The 21,218-nt window shown below is 43.9% G+C and carries 22 protein-coding genes; 8 read left to right on the top strand and 14 right to left on the bottom strand.

The window, feature by feature from the left end:
* Window positions 1-100 precede the first annotated feature (100 nt).
* Both PENNN9_RS01460 and dxs read right to left on the bottom strand, forming a co-directional pair.
* Window positions 101-928, bottom strand: coding sequence for an inositol monophosphatase family protein (locus PENNN9_RS01460; RefSeq protein ID WP_058367994.1), 828 nt, complete (start codon window positions 926-928; stop codon window positions 101-103).
* 278 nt (window positions 929-1,206) lie between these two features.
* Window positions 1,207-3,306 carry a 1-deoxy-D-xylulose-5-phosphate synthase gene (gene dxs, locus PENNN9_RS01455; protein WP_082637945.1) on the bottom strand — a complete coding sequence of 700 codons (2,100 nt, stop codon included), beginning with the start codon at window positions 3,304-3,306 and terminating at the stop codon, window positions 1,207-1,209.
* A 597-nt stretch (window positions 3,307-3,903) separates the two neighbouring features.
* On the opposite strand from dxs, the gene ribA reads away from it, so the two are divergent.
* The 3 genes from ribA to PENNN9_RS01440 all read left to right on the top strand — a co-directional run bounded on the left by ribA (window position 3,904) and on the right by PENNN9_RS01440 (window position 6,414).
* Window positions 3,904-4,587 carry a GTP cyclohydrolase II gene (gene ribA, locus PENNN9_RS01450; RefSeq protein ID WP_058367993.1) on the top strand — a complete coding sequence of 228 codons (684 nt, stop codon included), beginning with the start codon at window positions 3,904-3,906 and terminating at the stop codon, window positions 4,585-4,587.
* A gap of 48 nt (window positions 4,588-4,635) precedes the next feature.
* Window positions 4,636-5,649: an oxygen-dependent coproporphyrinogen oxidase gene (gene hemF, locus PENNN9_RS01445; protein WP_058367992.1), complete on the top strand. Its 1,014-nt coding sequence runs from the start codon at window positions 4,636-4,638 to the stop codon at window positions 5,647-5,649.
* A gap of 291 nt (window positions 5,650-5,940) precedes the next feature.
* Complete coding sequence (locus PENNN9_RS01440) at window positions 5,941-6,414, top strand: c-type cytochrome (RefSeq protein ID WP_058367991.1); 474 nt, start codon at window positions 5,941-5,943, stop codon at window positions 6,412-6,414.
* Between the two features lie 80 nt (window positions 6,415-6,494).
* On the opposite strand, the gene PENNN9_RS01435 is transcribed toward PENNN9_RS01440, so the two are convergent.
* From PENNN9_RS01435 to PENNN9_RS01420, 4 genes are all read right to left on the bottom strand, one after another.
* The gene (locus tag PENNN9_RS01435) at window positions 6,495-7,667 is read right to left on the bottom strand and encodes a hypothetical protein (RefSeq protein ID WP_143505708.1); all 1,173 of its coding nucleotides are present in this window, start codon (window positions 7,665-7,667) and stop codon (window positions 6,495-6,497) included.
* Between the two features lie 63 nt (window positions 7,668-7,730).
* Window positions 7,731-8,690: a mechanosensitive ion channel family protein gene (locus PENNN9_RS01430; RefSeq protein ID WP_058367989.1), complete on the bottom strand. Its 960-nt coding sequence runs from the start codon at window positions 8,688-8,690 to the stop codon at window positions 7,731-7,733.
* Between the two features lie 64 nt (window positions 8,691-8,754).
* Entirely contained in the window at window positions 8,755-9,333 is a 579-nt protein-coding gene (gene gloA, locus PENNN9_RS01425) for a lactoylglutathione lyase (protein ID WP_058367988.1), read from the bottom strand.
* Window positions 9,334-9,486: 153 nt separating this feature from the next.
* The gene (locus PENNN9_RS01420; protein WP_058367987.1) at window positions 9,487-10,125 is read right to left on the bottom strand and encodes a carbonic anhydrase; all 639 of its coding nucleotides are present in this window, start codon (window positions 10,123-10,125) and stop codon (window positions 9,487-9,489) included.
* Window positions 10,126-10,623: 498 nt separating this feature from the next.
* On the opposite strand from PENNN9_RS01420, the gene potA reads away from it, so the two are divergent.
* The 4 genes from potA (at window position 10,624) to PENNN9_RS01400 (ending at window position 14,574) form a co-directional block, all read left to right on the top strand.
* Complete coding sequence (potA, locus tag PENNN9_RS01415; protein WP_058367986.1) at window positions 10,624-11,889, top strand: spermidine/putrescine ABC transporter ATP-binding protein PotA; 1,266 nt, start codon at window positions 10,624-10,626, stop codon at window positions 11,887-11,889.
* Window positions 11,889-12,776 carry a spermidine/putrescine ABC transporter permease PotB gene (gene potB / locus PENNN9_RS01410; protein WP_058367985.1) on the top strand — a complete coding sequence of 296 codons (888 nt, stop codon included), beginning with the start codon at window positions 11,889-11,891 and terminating at the stop codon, window positions 12,774-12,776. Before potA ends, potB begins: the two co-directional genes overlap by 1 nt.
* Window positions 12,776-13,576 (top strand): spermidine/putrescine ABC transporter permease PotC, encoded by an 801-nt coding sequence (gene potC / locus PENNN9_RS01405; RefSeq protein WP_058367984.1) that lies wholly within the window; start codon window positions 12,776-12,778, stop codon window positions 13,574-13,576. Before potB ends, potC begins: the two co-directional genes overlap by 1 nt.
* Window positions 13,577-13,683: 107 nt before the next feature.
* Complete coding sequence (locus PENNN9_RS01400; RefSeq protein ID WP_058367983.1) at window positions 13,684-14,574, top strand: LysR family transcriptional regulator; 891 nt, start codon at window positions 13,684-13,686, stop codon at window positions 14,572-14,574.
* A gap of 303 nt (window positions 14,575-14,877) precedes the next feature.
* Here the strand turns inward: PENNN9_RS01400 and PENNN9_RS01395 are convergent, their stop codons facing one another.
* The 5 genes from PENNN9_RS01395 to PENNN9_RS01375 form a co-directional block, all read right to left on the bottom strand.
* Window positions 14,878-16,431, bottom strand: coding sequence for a hypothetical protein (locus tag PENNN9_RS01395; RefSeq protein ID WP_058367982.1), 1,554 nt, complete (start codon window positions 16,429-16,431; stop codon window positions 14,878-14,880).
* A 328-nt stretch (window positions 16,432-16,759) separates the two neighbouring features.
* A complete protein-coding gene (locus PENNN9_RS01390; RefSeq protein WP_058367981.1) occupies window positions 16,760-17,182 on the bottom strand; it encodes a hypothetical protein in 423 nt (140 codons plus the stop codon).
* Between the two features lie 28 nt (window positions 17,183-17,210).
* Complete coding sequence (locus PENNN9_RS01385) at window positions 17,211-17,687, bottom strand: hypothetical protein (RefSeq protein WP_058367980.1); 477 nt, start codon at window positions 17,685-17,687, stop codon at window positions 17,211-17,213.
* A gap of 67 nt (window positions 17,688-17,754) precedes the next feature.
* Window positions 17,755-17,940 carry a hypothetical protein gene (locus PENNN9_RS01380; protein WP_058367979.1) on the bottom strand — a complete coding sequence of 62 codons (186 nt, stop codon included), beginning with the start codon at window positions 17,938-17,940 and terminating at the stop codon, window positions 17,755-17,757.
* Between the two features lie 59 nt (window positions 17,941-17,999).
* Window positions 18,000-18,254, bottom strand: a complete 255-nt coding sequence (locus PENNN9_RS01375) for a hypothetical protein (RefSeq protein ID WP_058367978.1) — start codon at window positions 18,252-18,254, stop codon at window positions 18,000-18,002.
* A gap of 454 nt (window positions 18,255-18,708) precedes the next feature.
* On the opposite strand from PENNN9_RS01375, the gene PENNN9_RS12645 reads away from it, so the two are divergent.
* Window positions 18,709-18,849, top strand: coding sequence for a hypothetical protein (locus tag PENNN9_RS12645; RefSeq protein WP_156410052.1), 141 nt, complete (start codon window positions 18,709-18,711; stop codon window positions 18,847-18,849).
* Window positions 18,850-19,076: 227 nt separating this feature from the next.
* Here the strand turns inward: PENNN9_RS12645 and crcB are convergent, their stop codons facing one another.
* The 3 genes from crcB to PENNN9_RS01355 form a co-directional block, all read right to left on the bottom strand.
* Window positions 19,077-19,448 carry a fluoride efflux transporter CrcB gene (crcB, locus tag PENNN9_RS01365; protein ID WP_058367976.1) on the bottom strand — a complete coding sequence of 124 codons (372 nt, stop codon included), beginning with the start codon at window positions 19,446-19,448 and terminating at the stop codon, window positions 19,077-19,079.
* Window positions 19,449-19,498: 50 nt separating this feature from the next.
* Entirely contained in the window at window positions 19,499-20,536 is a 1,038-nt protein-coding gene (tsaD, locus tag PENNN9_RS01360) for a tRNA (adenosine(37)-N6)-threonylcarbamoyltransferase complex transferase subunit TsaD (protein ID WP_058367975.1), read from the bottom strand.
* Between the two features lie 151 nt (window positions 20,537-20,687).
* Complete coding sequence (locus tag PENNN9_RS01355) at window positions 20,688-21,206, bottom strand: c-type cytochrome (protein ID WP_058367974.1); 519 nt, start codon at window positions 21,204-21,206, stop codon at window positions 20,688-20,690.
* Window positions 21,207-21,218 lie beyond the last annotated feature (12 nt).

The raw sequence follows: 21,218 nt of genomic DNA, 5'->3' as shown, positions 1-21,218 counted from the left end.
CTTATAAAATTATAACGAAAAAAGCTGACTCCATCACAGAGTCAGCTTTTTCAACTTTTTAAACATAACTTTTTAAGTACAGTCTTATCTGTACAAAATCCTATATAGCGTCACGCCATGTTGGTACCACTATTTGCATCAACGGCTTTAATAGTTTGACGTTGCAAGCAAAGATAGAACCTGACTTCATAGAGTTATGTGCGCCTGTATGATCAACCACAACGCCGCGTGCCTCTGATACGATAAGCTCACCTGCTGCGATATCCCATGGCTTAATAGACATCTCAAAATAACCATCAAAGCGCCCTGCTGCCACATAGCATAAATCAAGTGCTGCCGAACCCAAACGACGCATTTGTCCACCTGCCTCAGATACTTTTTGTAAGCTTTCAAAATGCTCTTTGGCATAAGAGATGACTTCGCCATTACGATGACGCTCAAGCGGATGACCAGTCGTAAACAGCCCACCATCGATGGTCTTACGCTCGCTTACGTTGATACGGCGCTGGTTTAGGCGCGCGCCCTTACCGCGGCTAGCAGAGAACATCTCATCACGAACAGGGTCATAGACCACACCGTGCTGGGTAACGCCTTTGTGCTGCACAGCGATTGACACACAAAACTGCGGCACTCCGTGAACGAAGTTTTTGGTGCCATCTAAAGGATCAATAATCCAGCACCAATCTGCATCTTCACCGCGGCCTTCTTGCATACCAAACTCTTCACCCAAAAACGAATGGTTTGGGTAATTGCTTTTGAGGGTCTCGATAGTGAGTTCTTCACTATAGCGATCGATGCGTGTCACTAAGCCATCGATACCTTTTGACTCAGTATCAAACTCAATTTTGTGACGATTTTGATGCGCGTGTAAAATCTCTGCACCGACTTTTTCGGCAGTACGCGCTGCGATGACGACCATGGGTTCCATAAATAACCTATCTACTTGTTGAATAAATAAAATGAATGAAGACTACAGATATTACTATTACTTGCACAGGGTGGCATATCAATTGTCTGCCATCCTATACCTCTCTTATACGGTCTTAAACAGACTGACCGAAACATACTAAAAAATCAAAATCAAACACAAAAATGATAAATACTCGGCTTACCATGGCTAATGGCTACCATCAAAAATCATGCAAGCTGTAAAAAAAATTAGCACCTACGGCAAGCAGGTGTTACGCCAAACTATCATGCTTTGAGCTAAGTCAATAAACGCTGTAACTGTGTGACCACGCCATGAGCGTCTAAACCACAATCCGCCAATTGTTCTGCTTGTGAGCCATGGGCAATAAAACGATCAGGAATACCAATATTACAAATAGCTGGACGACTAATAGCAAATGCAGCAGACGCATTGAGCAAATACTCGTTGACAGCGCTACCTGCTCCGCCCATGACCATATGCTCTTCTAATGTCGCAATATGAGTCACACCTTGCTCAATCAACGTCTCAAGCAAATTGGTATCTAGTGGCTTTACCCAGCGCATATTGACGACTTGCACTTGGCAATCGCTTGTCGCACCATCAGCTGTCAACATCTTGGCCGCTTGCTTAGCAGTCGCAACCATCGTACCAAAGGCCAATAACGCAAGCTTATTAGTAGCGCTGGTATTTCCTAATACGGTCTCTACCACAGCTTGACCTATCTTATAGTTCTGTGCCGGACGGCTTACCATCGCACCAGTTCCAGTTCCACGGGGATAACGAACTGCTGTACTACCTTGATACTCATAGCATGTATTAAGTAGATGATAACACTCGTTTTCATCTTTTGGCGCCGCGATAAGCATATTGGGCACGCAGCGCAGAAAAGCCAAATCAAATACGCCGGCATGGGTTGCACCATCTTCTCCAACAAGACCGGCTCGATCGATTGCGAACGTCACATCGAGATTTTGTAGTGCAATGTCGTGAATAAGCTGATCATAACCACGCTGCAAAAAGGTGGAGTATATCGCAACAATGGGCTTGACGCCTTGCGTTGCCATGCCTCCTGCAAGTGTCACCGCATGCTGCTCAGCAATCGCCACATCAAAAAATCGCTCTGGGAACTGACGAGCAAAGTCAATCATCCCAGAACCCTCTTCCATCGCTGGAGTGATTGCTAATAACTTATTATCTTGTGCCGCCTTATCACACAAAAACTGCCCAAATACTTGCGAGTACTTTAGTTTAGCAAGCTTATCTTCGGCAGCTTTACTTTCAATAGTCGCTTTTTCTTTGACAAAGTCACAGGCGACTATGTCTTCAGCAGGTAATTTGCTAATGGCGTGATAACCGACAGGATCGGCCTCAGCGGGTGCAAAACCTTTGCCTTTAGTCGTATAAATATGGACCAATACTGGCCCTTTTACCTGTTTGGCAAGTGACAATACCCGCAATAGCTCAGGGATATTGTGGCCATCAAAGGGTCCAAAATACGTAAAACCAATGGCTTTAAATAAATTGTCTTCTAACTGCGGTACATCACGTTGTTCACTATGACGTTTACGTCGATCAAACGCTTGCATGTTTGGGCGGTGACGCAGCACTGGTGCACCTGTAGCTGAGATATCAACTTGATAACCTGACTCCCAGAGCATGGCTAAATGACGTGAAAACCCACCAATAGAGCAAGATATCGACATATCATTATCATTTAAGATGACCAATAGATCAGCATCTTGTTGCACAGCATCATTCATGGCCTCAAAAGCCATACCGCCAGTCATTGCCCCATCACCAATCACACAGGCAACCGTCTGCGGTCGCCCTTGGTAACGTAGTGCTAAGCTCATACCCAAGCCTGCGGAGATAGACGTCGATGAATGTCCCACACCAAAAGTATCGTAGACAGATTCAGCCCGCTCAGGGAACGCAGTCAGACCATCTTTAGCACGTATACTACTAATCTTATCGCGTCGGCCAGTAAGGACTTTGTGCGCATACGCTTGATGACCTACATCCCAGACAATCTGATCTTGGGGCGTATTAAGCAAGTAATGCAGAGCGATAGTCAGCTCAACCACACCCAGATTTGCACCAAAATGTCCGCCACTTTGACCCGCAGAATACAATAAAAACAAGCGCAGCTCATCGACCAACACAATTAACTGCTCAGTGCTGAGGGCTTTGATATCTGCTGGTGCATCTATCGTATCAAGCAGCGGCGTACAAGGACGCGTGCGCGGTATCTGCATAAAAGTCTGTTGCAAGCCTGATGGGTGTGCAGCAGAATCGGTAGCCAATGGCGTAGATAGCGACGTATGAGGTGACGCAGATGCTGACTGAGACTGTAAAAAATAAGGTGACTGCTGCATAAATCGTACGATACCTACCAAGCTGCTGACAAGGCGCCATCTTACTATATCGTCATACACCGCTATCATATTGATACGGTGTTATGAAACCATCTACAATAGCTAGGTAATATATACTGCTATTACTTATAGATTGCGATATGCTTAGCGCATCGTCATTGTTTATTAGTATTTACATGAAATCATTTACATGCTTTGCTTAAATGTACCGTTATCATAGCGATAAAATAACAGTAACTATGACAATAGTAAGCCAATAACCGTATATTGCATACTATGCACAAATGACGATACAGTAATGTAAGGACAAAGACTTGTCACTGTATCCGTTAAAATAGTATGGCATAATAGCATTTTTTTTAAACTGTCGCTTTAATCATCGTGCGTCGTCTGTGAACTTTGTGTGTTTTTCTCACAAACACGTTGAAGATATTGTCATCATGAACATTATACAATGATAACCAGATAGTTATAGTTATCATAAGCATGGGTTTTGCAAACATACAGCTTGCTTATCCTGCTGTTCGACACATAGTCGTTACGACTATGACCATCATACTATCTACCGCCACGATGATCGGCCTATGCAGGACATCAATGTCATATCAATTTATTACCAGCGCAAAATTACCCACTCGTCACGGTGAATTTGATCTTCATGTGTTTGAAAATGAAGACGGTCAAGAGCATGTGATGCTTAGCGTCGGTCTGCCAGTGGTAAACCCATTGTTAGAAAAAAACGCGACGCAGACACACTCTATAGAACCTCATGCAAAGTCAGCAGATCATCCAACGCCCCTAGTTCGCATCCATTCGGAATGCTTGACAGGCGACGCTTTTGGCTCGTTAAAATGCGATTGTGGACCACAGCTTAACGCTGCTATGGAAGCAATACAAGCAACTGGCTACGGTGCTATTTTATACTTGCGTCAAGAAGGTCGCGGTATTGGTTTGACCAACAAAATCCGTGCCTATGCTCTGCAAGATCAAGGCCATGATACCCTAGATGCCAATCTTATGTTAGGACTACCTGCTGACGCACGCATCTACGATATGTGTAGCCCTATGCTCGCTCATGTAGGCGTTGATGAAGTTCGTCTTATTACCAACAACCCTGACAAGGTGTCTTATTTAACGGACAACGGTATCAAGGTCGTCGAGCGGGTGCCGTTATTGGTAGGCGTCAATGAAAGCAACGCTGATTATTTGGCAACCAAACGTGACCGTATGGGTCATCTGCTTGATAAAGAGTTTTATACCAAAGCTCATCTTAATAAATAAACTTGTCATCAAAAATCTTTACCAACGGCTATAGTGATAGAAATTTTTATGAGCATTCCTAATCTAAACAATACCCCCAAACAGACCACTGACGCTAAAGGCGACCAAACCACGCCAACCTCCGATGACATCGCGCGTGTACGTGAGTTCTTGGTTGATTTGCAAGCGCGTATTTGTCAAGCATTAGAAGCGCAAGAGCGCGACGGTGGCGGCGATGCAACCTTTGTTCCTGATGATTGGGAGCGCTCAGAAGGCGGCGGCGGACGTTCGTGCGTTTTAGCAGATGGCAAGGTCATCGAAAAAGCCGGTGTTATGTTTAGTCATATCCACGTTCATAACCTGCCAGCTTCAGCAACTGCTCGTCACCCTGATATTGCTGGTCGCAAAGCGCAAGCAATGGGTGTATCTCTAGTCGTACATCCCAAAAACCCAAACGTCCCTACCAGCCATGCTAACGTGCGCTTGTTCGTTGCAGAAGCTGCAGGCGAAGACCCTATTTGGTGGTTTGGGGGCGGTTTTGATTTGACGCCGTTCTACCCTGTATTGGCCGACTGTGTTCATTGGCATCAAGTTTGTCATGATCTGTGTGCGCCCTTTGGTGACAGCGTCTATCCTGACTTTAAACAGTGGTGTGATGAGTACTTTCATTTGCGTCATCGAGATGAGCAGCGCGGTATTGGCGGTCTATTTTATGATGACGTCAATACTGAGAGTCGTGGCTGGGATTTTGAGACCTGCTTTGACTTTATGAAAGCGGTAGGTAATGGTTACCTTGAAGGTATCATGCCTATTTTTGAGCAACGTAAAGATACCCCTTATACTGATGAACAGCGTGAGTTCCAACTGTATCGTCGCGGTCGCTATGTCGAGTACAACCTTGTCTATGATCGCGGTACTTTGTTTGGACTTCAAAGTAATGGACGTATCGAGTCTATCTTGGTGAGCATGCCGCCTCTTGCCAGCTGGCATTACCGTTTTGAACCTATCGAAGGCACATCAGAGTTTGAGCTAACCAATTTTTATCTAAAACCGCGAGATTGGCTTGCATTATCGGGCACGTAAACCTACTTATAGCTTGTAGTCTTGACGACGACTGTCTCAGCGCTCTTTTTTTGAATGAGTTAGGTAGTCAAAATGTTACGCAAAGTTACAAAATTGTACGTAAGTGACCTACCTCATTCATAGTCATCACGGTTACATTTAAGACAGTAATTATCCTTTAATAATAATTACTCACAACAAATAATAAAATTTAGACAGCAGATTCTGTCAATACAACCCAAAAGCTGGCATACGATTGCAGGCTTATTTATAGTTATACATAGAGGAGTTATACATAGAGGAGTTATACATATGCTAAAAGCTCAAACGAATAAATCATTAAAATCAGTCTTTGGTATCACATTGATGGCAGCAGCCTTAGGTCTAAGCGCCTGTAGCAATTCTGTGGATCCTGATGTCAAAGCTCGTCAAGACAGCATGAAAAGCTGGGGTGATGCAATGGGCGTGATGGGTGATATGGTCAAGGCTCCTGATACCTTTGATACAGAAATATTTAAAGAACAAGCGGCATTCTTGGCAGAAGACGCGGTAAACCCTTGGGATCATTTTGAGAACCAGGAAGCCACAGGTAATGCCACTGAAGCTGTCTGGAGTAACGTCGATGGTTTTCGTGCGGAAGCCGACAACTTTCAACAAGCGACCGCTGAGTTAAGTGCTGCTGCGCAAACTGCCACTAGCGTCGATGACGTTAAGCCTGCTTTTGGACAAGTTGGGGAAAGCTGTAAATCATGTCATACAGACTTTAGAGTCAAAAAAGACGACTAAAATGGTTTCAACCATAAATAATAATGCGCTGTTGGCTATTATGATTCATTAAGTATAAGGGTCAGCAGTGCGGTCATTTCCTAGGTTTCGTCAGCGGCAAACAATACGTTGCGTACCACAGAGCGAGAATCTGCCGACCCACCAAGCGAGCCTGACAGCACTCCCACCGCTGCCAAAAAGGCGGCCAGTCGCATATGGGCGGCAAAGGTAGCGCCGTCTTTATCAGAAGTCCACGTGCTCATTAGCGTATCCGGAAATACAAAGACCACCACACCGTACATCAACACGCCAAACATAAAAAACAGACAAATCAAGGTCAGCACCAGTGCCAAATAGGTGGCTGCCGCTGTGACCACTGAACTCTCTGACGTTTGTCCCCGCCTTGTTGCAATCAGCCGAAAAGAAAAAGCTCGGTAGAGCACAAAGCTGGCTGCCAAAAAACTTGTAATTACAAAGACTGTCAGCTGTCCATAGGAAACTGAGGCTGCAAAATCCCACGTCTCTCCGCCAAATATAAGGACAATAATCACTGAGAGCGCTGTTGCGATCATGGTTGGCAGCTTGGTGGTGATGCGTAACGGTTTGGCTCTGATAGCGCCGCGATAAATTCGAGGAAGGTTGCCTAAGATGTGACGTATGATAAAGGTGAGTTTACTGCCCCTAGAGTAACGATCATTGGCTTCTTGCGGCAAATTTTTGACCATCTGCTGCTGCTGAGTCACTGTGAAATGCCGCATGGCGTCAAGATCGCCTGACATCTCCACGTGCGCCAGATAGTTGGTTGGCTCTTTTGTATAGCTTAGATTGAGCAGTCGCCCAAAGCAATGCAGCATTAGCGTGGTAAGTCGCTCGGTACGAAGCCCTTTTTGTAAAAGCTTTTCCTCTCCATGATCGACCAAGCGGCGCGTGGAGATCACAGCCACGTTCGTGAGCTGGGATGGCAGCGCAAGAAGGTAGGACATCGATGCGGCGGCAATCTCCACATCTGTAATGATAAGCAAAAAGGCCAGTTTGCGTTCAGTCTTTTCGTTGATACCGATCTGTACAAAGTCGAGGGCTTGGTAGCCTTGCTTACTAGGAGTAAGGCTATGCCCTGTAAAGGAAAACGACGACACCTCAATATCCAGCGTATTTTGGACAACTTGATTAAACTCAACCATAGCTGCTTTAGTTAAGGCATCTAAAGCACTGTGGTCTTCTTTTTGAGCCACGCTAAGTTTCATGACTCCAAGGGCAATGGTTCTTTTAGTCATAGGCAAAGACTACTCATCATAGACAAACATTGCGGCCAAAGCAGAGGCCTTGCTGTAATCAAACTATTTCGCTGCTTTATCGGTATCAACAGCTTGATGTTCATTTAATCTATTGACGATGGCTTTGACTGAAGGATCGCTTAAATCTATCGTCCTTATTGGGAAAGGAATATTGATATCTGCTGCATCCAGCGCTGTCTTGATCTCGACGATAACTTGATGAATTGAGGCGACTTTGTTTGCTTGAGTACCATCTTCGATAAACCAGCGTACCATCAGATCTATGGATGAGCCTCCAAAGCCGGTTGCAATGACGCTCGGCTTAGCCTTAGTTGATACGCTCTCTACCTTATCTAGCGCTTGTATAATCTCTGCTTTGGCCGTCTCGATATCGTCTTCATAGCCGATACCGACTGCCACTTGCAGGCGGCGCTGCTTATACGCTGTATTGACAGTCAATGCTGATGTATAAAGATCTGAGTTTGGAATGACCACTTGCCGACCGTCGTAAGTCTTAATGGTCGTTGCACGAATCTTAATATCCTCAACGGTCCCTTCATAATCGCCTGAGACAATCTGATCACCGATACGAAATGGTTCTGAGAGCAGCAGCAAGATACCAGATAGTAAGTTTTGGAAAATATCTTTAAACGCAAAACCAATCGCCACCGAGCCAATACCGAGTGCGCCAATCAGCTTGGCGGGCGTAAACCCTGGCACCGCAATCACCATCGCAATCATAAAGCCGATAAAAATAATCAGTGCCCCGCCTACCCGCTGAAACACCTTGACCAGATTTTGATGTCGACTCCGACTACCCAATAGTTTATGAACGATTTTTTTGAAGATTATCGATAAAAACCAAAAAATTAGGACAACGATAATTGACGCTACAAAATGCGGTATACGCTCAAAAAAACCGACCAGTATCTCATTTGCTGAATTAATAATACTGTGATACGTCAGCTCATCGGGCGTTGTAGATGGATCAACAGCGATAGTGTCTGCCTCAGTGCTAGGCATGTAGGGGGCACTCCTTAAGTTATTTACCTTTTTTGCTCAATCATCGAATTTTTGACGCTGCAATCTAACGCATCAAATCAGCTTGTACGATCTCAATCCAGTAACCATCGACATCTTTGATAAAAGCAATATTTTTCATACTGCCATCTTCGGGACGCTTTTTAAATTCCACATCGTTTTTATCAAACCAAGCTATCGCTTCATCTAAATTGGGTACACTAAAGCAAATATGACCAAAGCCTTGCGGCTCACTATTACCATCGTGATAGCTAAAGTCGGCCTTGCTCTCAGTTCCATAGTTGTGAGTTAGCTCTAAGATACCGCGCTGACGGAACGCGAAAATCTCCAAATCACTACCTGCTGGCAAGTTTTCACGCTCGCTTTCTGTCAGCTTGGCTAAAAAGTATAAATCAAATTCCATATCAGGAAATTTTTTGACTGCCAATAATGTCATGCCAAGTACGCCGGTATAAAACTCAAGTGACTTGGCAGGGTCTTTTACCCGTAGCATGGTGTGATTAAACGTAAAACCTGAGGTTTGAGCTGCGATGGATTGAACACCATTTGCGTTTACGCTAGTCGTAGGTTGGGCTATCGTTGCTTTGTTGTCGTCGGTTGCCGAGTTAGAAGCTAAATGAGACATAATTATCCTAGTATTTGACAGAAAATGATTGGGAAGCCAGCAAACCCCTATAGTAGCGAGCTGCTGAAACACTTCATCATAATAAAAATTTATAAGACCATTGATAGGGTTTTGTAAGAGCGTGTCCTTAATATGCTTAGCTTACAATACTAATTAACTCTCCAAAAACCGTACTTTACCTGTCTTTAAGTCATACTCTGCACCAACGATAAGCAGTTGACCACTATTGGTTAAATCCTCTAGCGCACGTGAGCCATGTTTTAGTTGACTGACCGACATACGCACGTTGGCACTGATAGAGCGCTCAAGCAACTCGTCTGCATCGACGTCTTGACCATTGGCCGTCGCAAGCTCATGCAAGTTATAGACGCTTGGACGAATACGATCGACGATAGATTGTAGGTTTGGCGTATAGTTTTGCTCAGGGTTGATAAGCGCCTCAACACAAGCCGTCACCGCCCCGCAGTGTGAGTGACCGAGCACCACTACCAGCTTGGTACCGAACTTTTCGGCAGCAAACTCAATTGAACCAATTTGCGAAGGAGCAACCACGTTACCTGCCACCCGAATGACAAACAAATCACCTAAGCCTTGATCAAAGACAATCTCAACCGGCACGCGCGCATCTGAGCAGCCCAAGATAATCGCTAAAGGGTCTTGATCACTGATAAGCTCTGGACGTCTTTGCATACAGGGATCGGTATTAGTCAAGCTATCGACGTAGCGTGCATTGCCTTGTTTTAAAAGCTCAAGTGCTTCTTGACCGGTTTTTGGGCGTGTATCGTTAGGCATAAAGTCTCCTTAATTATTAATAACTCTTAGAATGTTAAATGGCTTTAGATCTCGTTTTTAGATATCACTTAGCTCAATGGTTTGTTAGTAATTATTAAGCTATTTGGCTCATTATGTTTGTCAGCCATAAAGTAATTGTATAGGAATAGAGGCTAAAAAATGACAAAAAATTTGTGTTAAAGTCATTTTATTCAAGTAAGAACTATTGACAGTGTCGAATATTTCAGCGGTAAGCAAGCTATCAAACACTTATGTTAAATGTGGAGATCATAATGAAATATTTGAATAAATACAGAGACCTCTACCACCGCAACCTACGCAACAGATAACGAACTTACCTTAATTTATATTATCGGTTTGTTATAATACGCAGCAACTAGACCATGCTTACGCTCATGTTAGCCCTTGTCGTGTCTTATACTAAAAAAGTACTGATATTAAAAAAGGTACTGATATTAAAAAAGGTACGGACAGGCGGGAGGCTTAGGAACCAGATTTATGACCCAATCTTCAGCACACGCGCATACCAACCCTGCGTCACCAGACACTGTACTGCTACAACTGACTGGCCTAAAAAAAACCTATGATCAAACTGAGGTCTTAAAAGACATCAATCTTGATATCCAGCATGGTGAGTTTTTGACCCTGCTTGGACCATCAGGCTGCGGCAAGACCACGCTGCTACGCTTAATCGCGGGGTTTGAGCAGCCGACGGCAGGGGCGATTTATCTAGACGGCGTGCAGATGGCAGGGCTGTCCGCGGATAAGCGTCCGGTCAATACCGTGTTTCAGCAGTATGCGCTGTTTCCGCATATGAGTGTCGCGCAAAACGTCGCCTATGGCCTCAAGCTCAAAAAAGTCCCCAAAGACGAGATTCGGTCGCGGGTGCGTGAGATGCTGGCAATGGTGCAGCTAGAGCACCTTGCCAATCGCAAACCACAAGATTTATCCGGCGGTCAGCAGCAGCGCGTGGCCATTGCGCGCGCGGTCATCAATCGCCCCAAACTACTGTTACTCGATGAGCCTTTATCGGCGCTCGATCACAAGCTGCGTCTGCAGATGCAGTCAGAGCTCAAACGCTTGCAGCGCGAGCTTGGCATTACCTTTGTCTTTGTCACTCATGATCAAGAAGAAGCACTGTCGATGTCCGACCGTATCGCGGTGATGAAAGACGGCAAGTTTCAGCAAATCGGTACGCCGATCGAGATTTATGAAACCCCTGCCAATCTATTTACCGCCAAATTTATCGGTGAGACCAATCTGTTTAAGGCAGAGGTCAAAGGCGTGTACCCCGATCAGCCAGATCGTGATGGCCGCGTGACCAATGGCCGCATCGAGGTTGAAGTCTGTGAAGCGCAGGTGCAAGAAGGTAAAGCCACATTGCGTAATCTACGCCGTCCTGCTTTTGCCAACGATGTACAAGTAGGCGACATCGTCAACCTACTGCTGCGTCCTGAAGACTTACGCATTTATGATCCCAAAGACGACAGCCATGCAGGCTTGCTGGGCCGTGTCATCGAGAGTAACTATAAAGGCAGTACCTTAGACTCGATTATCGAGCTGGCCAATGGTCATATCATCAAAGCTTCTGAGTTTTTTGATGAAGACGATCCTAGCTTTGATTATAAGCTCAATGAAGCGGTCAAGGTGGCGTGGGTCGATGGCTGGGAGTGGGTATTGCCCGAAGACAATTTAACAGAACCACAAGCGCCTGAGCAAAGCGCGGCTATACAAAAAACAGCCATACAAAAGGATGTCAGCTAATGGCGCGTACTAGCCGTTTTAACTTGGGCAATAAAAGCCCGTTTCGTACAGCAACGCTATGGCTCATCTGGGGTTGGCTGCTGATATTTGCTTTGTTGCCAAATATCTTGGTCATCGCGGTCAGTTTTTTGACCCGTGATAGCAGCGCCTTTATCAGTTTGCCCGTCAATATCGACAGCTATATACGTATGGTGGATCCGCTGTATTTTGAGGTATTTGTCCACTCCCTCTGGATGGCTGGTATCACCACGGTGATTTGTTTATTACTCGGCTATCCGTTTGCTTGGCTGGTTTCCAAAGCCCAGACGCGCTGGCAGCCGCTGCTGATGATGCTTTTGATTTTGCCATTTTGGACCAACTCTTTGGTGCGGACTTACGCGCTCAAATTATTGTTTGCCAATAATGGTTTGATCAATAAGTCCCTACTGACGCTGGGTATCATCGACGCGCCTATCGATATTTTGTACACACAAGGCGCGGTGATAGCAGGCCTGACGTATTTGCTGTTTCCGTTTATGGTGCTGCCGCTGTATGCGGTCTTTACCGATCTGCGTCATGATATGCTGCTGGCCTCGCAAGACTTGGGTGCGTCGAAAACTCAGACTTTTTGGCACGTGGTGCTGCCACTGACCACGCCTGGGATTATCTCAGGGGTGCTCTTGGTGCTGCTGCCTGCGATGGGGATGTTTTATGTGGCAGACGTGCTGGGCGGCTCGCGTAACCTGCTGGTGGGTAATATCATCAAAAACCAGTTTTTGGATGCGCGTGACTGGCCCTTTGGAGCAGCGGCAAGCGTGCTGTTGACACTGGCGATGGCCGTGCTATTGCTGGCTTATCGTGCCAGTAGCCGCCGCATTGGTAAGACTGATTTTAATGAGGTGGCCTAATGTCTGATAACCAACGCCACATCAAACCACCAAGCCTCGGCAACATCGCGGCCAAAGGCTATCTGGGCCTGATTTATGCTTTGCTATATCTGCCCATCATTGTCTTGGTGGTGATGTCATTTAATAAATCAAAAATCGGCTACAACTGGGGCGGCTTTAGCCTCAAATGGTACGAATCGCTATTTAATAACCAAGCGATGCTCGATGCATTTTGGCATTCTATCGTCTTGGGTTTGGTTGCGGCCACCGTCTCAACCTTAATCGGCACGCTCACCGCCCTTGCCCTACATCGTTACGACTTTCGCGGCAAAGGCTTGTTGAACGGGCTGTTGTTTGTACTGATGATGTCGCCTGAGATTGTCCTTGCGATTTCACTGTTGGCCTTATTTTTGTTAATTGGTCTGCAGTTAGGCTTTGTCTCGCTGCTGCTTGCCCATATCACCTTTTGCTTGCCCTTTGTGGTCATCACTGTGTTTGCGCGCCTAAGCAGCTTGGATGAGCGCTTGATGGAAGCGGCACGCGACTTGGGCGCTAGTGAATCGACCATGGTACGCACCGTCCTGATTCCTGTCATCTTACCGGCGGTAATGGCAGGTTGGTTACTGGCCTTTACCTTATCACTCGATGATGTGGTGGTATCGACCTTTGTCACGGGGCCTAGCTATGAGATTTTGCCGCTGCGGATTTATTCGATGGTACGCGTCGGCCTCAAACCTGAGGTCAACGCCGTCGGTACGTTGCTACTGGTAGCCTCTTTGGTACTGGTCGTCATCTCACAGCTATTATTACGGCGACGCTAGACGTTGAAGGCTGGCTAATGGCAGGCACTTGATAAAAATATTTGAGTGGAATTCACCGATAGATTGTTTATAATGAATTTTTCTCACTCAAGTGCTTAGGTTATCTTATGTTAGAGCTTCGTCATCTCAATACATTGACGGCACTGCGCGCGCATGGCTCGCTGGCTGCGGCCGCCGATGAGCTGCATGTCACCGCCTCTGCCGTCTCGCATCAGCTAAAAGAGCTGGAAAACTATTATGATGTCAGCCTCGTCAATCGCCGCACGCGCCCGCTGAGCTTTACCCCAGCAGGCAAGATAGTGCTGGCATTGGCCGACAGCATCTTGCCGCAAGTCACCCGCACCAAATCCAATCTCAAACGCCTCGCCCATGGGCAGGCTGGTCGCCTGCGTCTGGCCTCTGAGTGCCATAGCTGCTTTGATTGGCTAATGCCAATACTCAACCAGTATCGCCGCGAGTGGTCGGATGTCGAGCTGGACTTTGCCACAGGGTTTGAGCCTGAGCCGCATCATCTATTGATGGAGGGTGATATTGACCTGCTGATCACCACCAGTGATTTGCCGATAGAGGGTATCAGCTATCAGCCGCTATTTGAGTATGAGAGCCGCTTGGTACTGTCGCCCACGCATGACTTGGCGGCGCAAGACTTTATCGCGCCTCATGACTTAATCGATGAAACCTTGATCGCTTATCCCGTCGAAGCCAAACGCCTCGATATCATCGCAGGCTTTATGACGCCAAGCGATGTGAGCTTCAAAAATGTCCGTACCACAGAGCTGACAGCGATGCTGATACAGCTGGTCGCCAGTGAGCGCGGTGTGGCTGCTCTCCCTGATTGGGTAGTGGCGGAGTATGAGAAAAAAGGCTGGGTGGTATCCCGTCCATTAGGTAGTGGTGTACATTGTCAGCTATATGCCGCGACGCGTACGTCAAGTCAAGATACCGCGTATATGCAAGGGTTTGCGAGCTTATTGGAAGGGATAGTAAAACCTTTGTAGTTTCATTACTAATTACTTTCTTATAGTTATATAATATCGACTACTTTCTTATATCTTAACAGACTTTATATTAAATGATGGTTCCCTAGTGAGGACTTGAATCTTAGGCTGTAGGCTAATGATGCCAGTGTTTTAACTCACTAAGATAGTCACAGTGTACTTCGCTGTGTACATTTAATAAGCTTTTGAATCATTATCTTTATTTACCATAAGCGCTGTTGTGAGAACAGTCAGGGTTTTAGCTTTTTTTTATGCACTACATGACCAGTTGTTAGCGGCAGACTAGGAGTATACAGATCACTATTAGCTCTCTGTTTCGAAACGTTCAATCACCTTTAGATATCGACGTATATCTTTTTCACACCTTTTCAAAATTTCGATATTGTTCTTCACTTCGCTTATCGAATCTAAAATGTTTTTATATGCTTCATCTGATTTAGATGGCTCTATCAGGTTATTCAAATCTATGTGTAACGCAGCCAGTGACTCTTCAAAGTTGATTTTAGCTTCTGGTATGGTTTTTAACTCATTTTTCATCAGTGGTAGAAGCCTTTCATTCAGCTTCTTTATCCGTGTTATATGCTCATCTACTGAGAAGAAACTATTTAATTGCATTATATTAGATATTAGATCTAAAGCGCCCGTAATCTTCTCACCTTTAACACTCATAACCACTACAGAGATAGCACTCGAATTAGATACTGTATTTTTAAGTTCTAATGACTCTAATGTATCATCAAAAAGTCTATGTTCTTTATTAAACTGCTTATCTAGTATGTTGACCTCAAATATTTTATCAAGCTCGTTAACCATACTGTCCAAACTTTTGTATATAAACTCATTAATAAACTCTTTCTCGTTCATTAAGTAAGTTTCACATATTTGTTTCGTATCATCTATAGCTTCAATCCAATTACTATTATTTATAAATCTATTAGAAACCCCTGCGCTTGACTCAAAACCCTCGTATTTTCTTGTGTAAGACTTAATTACTGAAGCACCTTTTACTTTATAGTCAATCCATTCGATAAAATTTATTAATTTTATATTTTTATAAACTATAATTAGCCGAAAATAACTGGACCTACCGTATCCAAAATTAGTAGCAATCTGTAACTCTAAATCTTTAGTGAATCTGTAGCTTGGTTGAGACCATCCCTTGTAGCTATGAGAGAAAAGGATGTACCTTTTATCGCCGCTAGCCTTATTAATTGTCTTCTCCAGTCTATAAGCATGAATCCATAATGCAATATATACACAGAGGTCTTGATTAAGAAAGTTTATAAGATCTTTTCTTAGGCTCTCTGAACTCTCTACCAAACTCTTTTCATAATCAAGGATTGCCTGACTATAGGAGTTTTCTTGTTCAAAATCCTCACGAACAGGCTTATTTACCGCATTTACGCACTGAGCATATACTCGCTTATCTCTACGATCTTGCACTAACCGCTCTATTCGTTTTTTAATATTCTCTATTGCAAATGGTATTGATACTCTAACCTCAGGTTGATTTCGATCTGAGAATTTCACACAATAATTGAAATGAGTATTATTGTAATTAGTAGATAGGTCTTGTGATACGCTCATAATCTCTTGTTTCATTATGGAGTTAATAACCTCAAACGGATTATTGTTAAAATCGTCCTTTTTATGAAAAGCTTGTACCCGACTGAGAATATCCTTAAAAAAGCTATCAATAGTTATTTTCTTAATAGAAATATCATTTTTTTCTGCTGAATAGTTCAAGGCCAACATATAATCAATGTTAATACCTTTCGCATTAAAGGTGTATTCATCCTCAAAACAATCATAGATACGCTTATAGTAGATGTGGTTTTCATTATTTTTATTATTCATAGTAGTTCTGCCTCAATATAGTTTGGTTCATAATTTATTTTGTAGGAGTAATGACAGTCTGTGCCATATTAAATTAGCTATTTTCAAGTATAGCTTGTTCCTCATCAAAAACTCTTAACCTTGATTGTGTAGCATCATTAAGATCAGCGATTTCTTTGAGACTTTAATGCAGCAAAAGTGAACCTATTACTGATATCCCCAAAGATATTATTCTCACGAATTGACATATTGTGTAGTTTACGTGAGTCCATATGAACCTCTATATAGTAAAAAATAAATTATTATGGAGCCTATAAAAACCTAACTTATAAACTATGTATAAAATGTGTTATGTATCCAAATCCGGCTTATCACCTTCTTCAGGTGATTTGGCCTTATATTCTTCAAACAACTTCATGCAAGAATCAAGATTGAAATTGATATAGTTCCCAATTTTTAAGAAATCGTTTTGCTCCAACACTTCAAGACAACTACCCTTAACCATGTCCTCAAGTTCTGCTCCATGCTTCTCAAACTCTTCATGCAGCACTTGTTTAATAAGTTCCATATTTTTAGAGTCTTCAAGCAAGTAATTTGCCAAATTCAAAGATATATCAGTGGTAAACATATTCATAACTGCTTCTTCAGTGACAGTACTGACTGTTTCTACCATTGAGGCTATTTCAATTGGCGTTCTCACTGAAATAGTTGAGTAGTGTTCATTATTACTGGCTTTTTTTACTTCGTTAAACTTCTCATAAAGAGTACTCATCAGTTTTTCCTATTTTAAGCAATAAATTTTATGGTTTTGGATTGGTTTCACTAGGATTGTCTATAGATTTTCTTAGCTTACGAACCAGAGTTACAAACTCCTTAGATATGTTCTTATGATCAACATCGTGTTGAAGATTACTTCGAGCCATCCAAAGATAATCATGATCTTGTCGAAGTGTCGCATGTGCATACCATTCATCCCACGCAAAATCCTTATTTAATTTGGTACTATTTTCACTCAAAGTTTCTGCATGCTCAGAAATATATAGTGCTTCATGTCCGGGACAGCTCAATACAAAATCTTTTAGCATACGCTCAATAAAACTGTTGATGATTTGCGAGCGCGAAGTACCATTGCGCTTAGCAACAGCATCAATGATTATCAAGTCAAGGTTGTTAAACCTCATATTAAACTTTTTGAAATCTGGTTTATCAAAAGTTGTAGTGGATTGATCTTCTGAATGAGCAAAAGCCTTCTCATCGAATGTAATCTCTAAGTGCATAAACTTCACCTGTCTATTAAATACATTGGATAGTAATCTGGATCTAATTTTATGGTTCTCTTATTTATTACGATCTTTCTAATTGCTTGATTAGCTTAAGCAGACTGCTGTATATGTCTTCTACCTCGGTTTTCCTTAAAACAATCTTATCTGAGTTTTTTATATTCACACCACAACTTAACGCTAGGGTAATTACAGGACTAGAAATATTGCGCTGTTTTTGGCGAATTTGACAATGCTGGGTAGCTTTCATAACAATATCCTTTGATGCCTAGTTAATATAACTCATTATTATAAATATTATTTTATTAGTCAATATATAACTTTACTTTTATTCATACTAACCTTTCTGTTCATAGAATTATTATGGTAGGTCGTAATAATACAGTCTCCTACTACTACTAATGTGACACCACCCATCCTTCTTAATAGCTCTACCTCTTTAAGTAGCTGCCTAAGCTTTTTCATAGCTACTTTACTCTCTTTTGAAGTTAATTGACTCAAATCTCGCTTGATACCTCTACTCTCAAGGATTTCTAGAGCATATTTTAGTTGTTTGCTGTTCATGAAAAGACCTCTCTCTAGTAATAAGTAAGAATAGAATGATTAACCGCTTTATGAACAGAGTATAGTTAAAATTTAAATAATAGTCAATATATGAATAATAAATAAATAATTAAATGAATTATTTAATAGTATTTACGTTTGATTTATAGTATATTTAGTCATATGGACAGGCGATTGCACTTTTAAAAGCAAAAAATCGTAAGTATATAAGCTGTTATTTATTACAGAACTGACTAACAATATATTAAAAAAGAGAGTATGTATGTATATACACAAGATAAACGAATGCACACGCTGCAACGGCACTGGTTATATCGGTAAGTGGAAACACATTGCGAAAGGTATGTGTTTCGCATGTGAAGGTGAGGAGAGCTATGTGGGATCTTCATACAGAAGAGCTGATCGAGTGGTTAAAAATGAAGAGAAATATCACAAACAAATCAAGGCTTCAATCATGAGTGATGGAACAGTTCTCTCTGGCCGTGTCGATCTGCTATATAACCCTAAGATGCTTGATAGCATGGCTTCTCTAGCGGAAGAAGGGTTTGATGATGAGATTCTTGCTGATTTTGCACATCAAATGTCAAAGAGATAGGGCTCTTGACTATTAAAAGAACAAAAAGCTACAGGCTACTACTTTTAACTTATATTTTGATTTATTAAATTATTGGTCAAGATGGAATGGTTGATTATTCTAAATAGGGTATACCTCAAGGGAACCAGCTATTTCATCATTCAAACCTATTAATAGACCACTTAAAATAGACTGCTGTAAAGCAACCACTTATATCAGACCATTAAACGAGTAATATATAGCAAAGCTTATAAAACCAACTTAAAAAAATAAAACCCAATCGCGGTTGCCAATAAAGTCAGTCCGACGTGCAACCCTATCAATGCCAAACCTGCCAACAGCCGTCCATCATGGATAAAGCTAAATACCTCAGCACTAAAGGTACTAAAGGTCGTCAATCCGCCCAAAAACCCAGTTATCACAAATACCCGTACATGATCAGGCAGATGGCTCCCCATACGCTCAAACCATACCAGCGCCAGACCAATTAGCAGACCGCCCAACACATTCGCGCCAAGCGTACCAAGTGGTATCCAGCTATGTACGGGATTAAAACGCGACAGCCACGCCCGCAGGCATGCGCCAAGTGCTGCTCCCAAACCGATGGCAAGCCACTGCATAGATTATCCTTCCTTTGTATGGCTTTTAAACTGTATATGGCTGCTAAACATTACACCGCAGGTAGCTCCGTCATCGGCCAACGCGGTACGCAGCTGACGGCTAGATCATCAGACTGCCCTGCTTGCAGACGCTCATAGCCTGCATAAGCAATCATCGCCCCATTATCGGTACATAACGCTGGCGGCGCGTAATGCACGGTGGCATTGATCTTGGCCAGCTCACGCTCCAAGGTCTCCCGCAAGTGCGTATTGGCGCTGACCCCGCCAGCAATCACTAGGCGACTCATCTCTACTTGTTTTAACGCTTTCACGCATTTTTTTACTAGCGTATCGACCATGGCATGTTGGAAGCTGGCGGCAATATCGGCACGCACTTGTGGGTCGCTGTCAGAGCCAGCAGTGTCTTTGATAAGATTATGCACCGCTGTTTTCATACCGCTAAAAGAAAAGTCCAGACCACGATGCAGCATCGGACGCGGCAAATCATAAGCACTGGGATCGCCATTTTCGGCTAATTTAGCAATATTAGGGCCACCAGGATACGGAAGGCCGAGCATTTTGGCCGCTTTATCAAAGCACTCACCTGCGGCATCGTCGATGGACTCACCTAGGATTTCATATTGTCCAATACCGTGTGCGGCGATCAGCTGCGTGTGCCCGCCAGATACCAGTAGCGAGACAAACGGAAACGCTGGCGGATTGGCACCCATCAGCGGCGCCAGCAGATGCCCTTCCATATGATGGACCCCAATCGCAGGGATATCCAAGCCGTATGCCAAACTGCGACCAAACAGCGCGCCCGTCATCAGCGCACCGATTAGGCCTGGGCCTTTGGTATACGCGACGGCATCGAGCTCACTTTTTTTGACATCGCACTGCTCGAGCAGCTCATTGAGCAACGGCACCAGTTTGCGAATATGATCGCGGCTGGCAAGCTCGGGTACCACGCCGCCATAAAGAGCGTGCAGCTCTATTTGTGAATACAGCACCTGCCCGACCAAACCTTGATTGTCGCTACCCATTTGCTCACTGTCAAAGATCGCCAGCCCCGTCTCATCACAAGACGTCTCTAAACCCAATACCTTCATATTTTTGCCTTTATCATACCTTGGTCTGCGTGTTGGTTTTGATCACGCTTTTATCTGCGACTCTCTATCTAAGCACTTGCACAAAAAAACCGCCATTGTCTGTCACAATGACGGCCAGTTTAGCAAATTTCAATGGCTCATATGGCCTAAATCAGCTTACGGCAGCTACCATATAATCGACCGCTGCATAGACCTCCGCTTCGCTTACTTTGTCAGTCGCCTGCGCGGGCATCTTGTTAAAGCCCTGCGCTGAGTGCATATGTAGCGTATCTATACCCTTAGCAAGGCGGGGCGCCCACGCTGCTTTATCACCGTATTTTGGTGCATCGAGCAGACCTGCTTCGTGGCAGACTTTACAGTTGGACTCGTATAGCTTCGCCCCTGCATCAGCTGCCAACACTTCAGGCTCATCTGCTGTTGATGGCTCGACTGCTTCGGCCGGTTCAGCTGTCGTCGTTGCTGGCGCTTCTACTGCGGCTGGCTCAGACGTCTGCAGTTCAGACGTTAACGGCTCAGACGCTTCAGGCGCGGTGGCAGGTGCCTCCTCTACTGCCGTGCTCGTTTCGGCAGGCGCGTCAGCGGGCGGCTCGGCAGTGTTATTATCACTACAAGCGCTCAATAACAACAATGTGCTAATACCAAAAGCATATAAAGTCAGTTTTTTTATCATCAGCACAGCTCC

It is taken from the genome of Psychrobacter sp. ENNN9_III (assembly GCF_001462175.1).
In the GTDB taxonomy this organism is placed as follows: domain Bacteria; phylum Pseudomonadota; class Gammaproteobacteria; order Pseudomonadales; family Moraxellaceae; genus Psychrobacter.
This window is presented reverse-complemented; position numbering and strand designations above follow the sequence as displayed.

Bases quoted from the DNA above. Each gene is read 5' to 3' on its own strand.
- crcB (WP_058367976.1), bottom strand. From the start codon at position 19,448: ATGCAGTGGCTTGCCATCGGTTTGGGAGCAGCACTTGGCGCATGCCTG.
- ribA (WP_058367993.1), top strand. From the start codon at position 3,904: ATGTCATATCAATTTATTACCAGCGCAAAATTACCCACTCGTCACGGT.
- PENNN9_RS01355 (WP_058367974.1), bottom strand. From the start codon at position 21,206: ATGATAAAAAAACTGACTTTATATGCTTTTGGTATTAGCACATTGTTG.
- PENNN9_RS01420 (WP_058367987.1), bottom strand. From the start codon at position 10,125: ATGCCTAACGATACACGCCCAAAAACCGGTCAAGAAGCACTTGAGCTT.
- PENNN9_RS01400 (WP_058367983.1), top strand. From the start codon at position 13,684: ATGTTAGAGCTTCGTCATCTCAATACATTGACGGCACTGCGCGCGCAT.
- PENNN9_RS01430 (WP_058367989.1), bottom strand. From the start codon at position 8,690: ATGCCTAGCACTGAGGCAGACACTATCGCTGTTGATCCATCTACAACG.
- potA (WP_058367986.1), top strand. From the start codon at position 10,624: ATGACCCAATCTTCAGCACACGCGCATACCAACCCTGCGTCACCAGAC.
- dxs (WP_082637945.1), bottom strand. From the start codon at position 3,306: ATGCAGCAGTCACCTTATTTTTTACAGTCTCAGTCAGCATCTGCGTCA.
- PENNN9_RS01395 (WP_058367982.1), bottom strand. From the start codon at position 16,431: ATGAATAATAAAAATAATGAAAACCACATCTACTATAAGCGTATCTAT.
- PENNN9_RS01375 (WP_058367978.1), bottom strand. From the start codon at position 18,254: ATGAACAGCAAACAACTAAAATATGCTCTAGAAATCCTTGAGAGTAGA.
- potB (WP_058367985.1), top strand. From the start codon at position 11,889: ATGGCGCGTACTAGCCGTTTTAACTTGGGCAATAAAAGCCCGTTTCGT.
- PENNN9_RS01390 (WP_058367981.1), bottom strand. From the start codon at position 17,182: ATGAGTACTCTTTATGAGAAGTTTAACGAAGTAAAAAAAGCCAGTAAT.
- gloA (WP_058367988.1), bottom strand. From the start codon at position 9,333: ATGTCTCATTTAGCTTCTAACTCGGCAACCGACGACAACAAAGCAACG.
- PENNN9_RS01460 (WP_058367994.1), bottom strand. From the start codon at position 928: ATGGAACCCATGGTCGTCATCGCAGCGCGTACTGCCGAAAAAGTCGGT.
- PENNN9_RS01385 (WP_058367980.1), bottom strand. From the start codon at position 17,687: ATGCACTTAGAGATTACATTCGATGAGAAGGCTTTTGCTCATTCAGAA.
- PENNN9_RS12645 (WP_156410052.1), top strand. From the start codon at position 18,709: ATGAGTGATGGAACAGTTCTCTCTGGCCGTGTCGATCTGCTATATAAC.
- PENNN9_RS01440 (WP_058367991.1), top strand. From the start codon at position 5,941: ATGCTAAAAGCTCAAACGAATAAATCATTAAAATCAGTCTTTGGTATC.
- tsaD (WP_058367975.1), bottom strand. From the start codon at position 20,536: ATGAAGGTATTGGGTTTAGAGACGTCTTGTGATGAGACGGGGCTGGCG.
- potC (WP_058367984.1), top strand. From the start codon at position 12,776: ATGTCTGATAACCAACGCCACATCAAACCACCAAGCCTCGGCAACATC.
- PENNN9_RS01380 (WP_058367979.1), bottom strand. From the start codon at position 17,940: ATGAAAGCTACCCAGCATTGTCAAATTCGCCAAAAACAGCGCAATATT.
- hemF (WP_058367992.1), top strand. From the start codon at position 4,636: ATGAGCATTCCTAATCTAAACAATACCCCCAAACAGACCACTGACGCT.
- PENNN9_RS01435 (WP_143505708.1), bottom strand. From the start codon at position 7,667: ATGACTAAAAGAACCATTGCCCTTGGAGTCATGAAACTTAGCGTGGCT.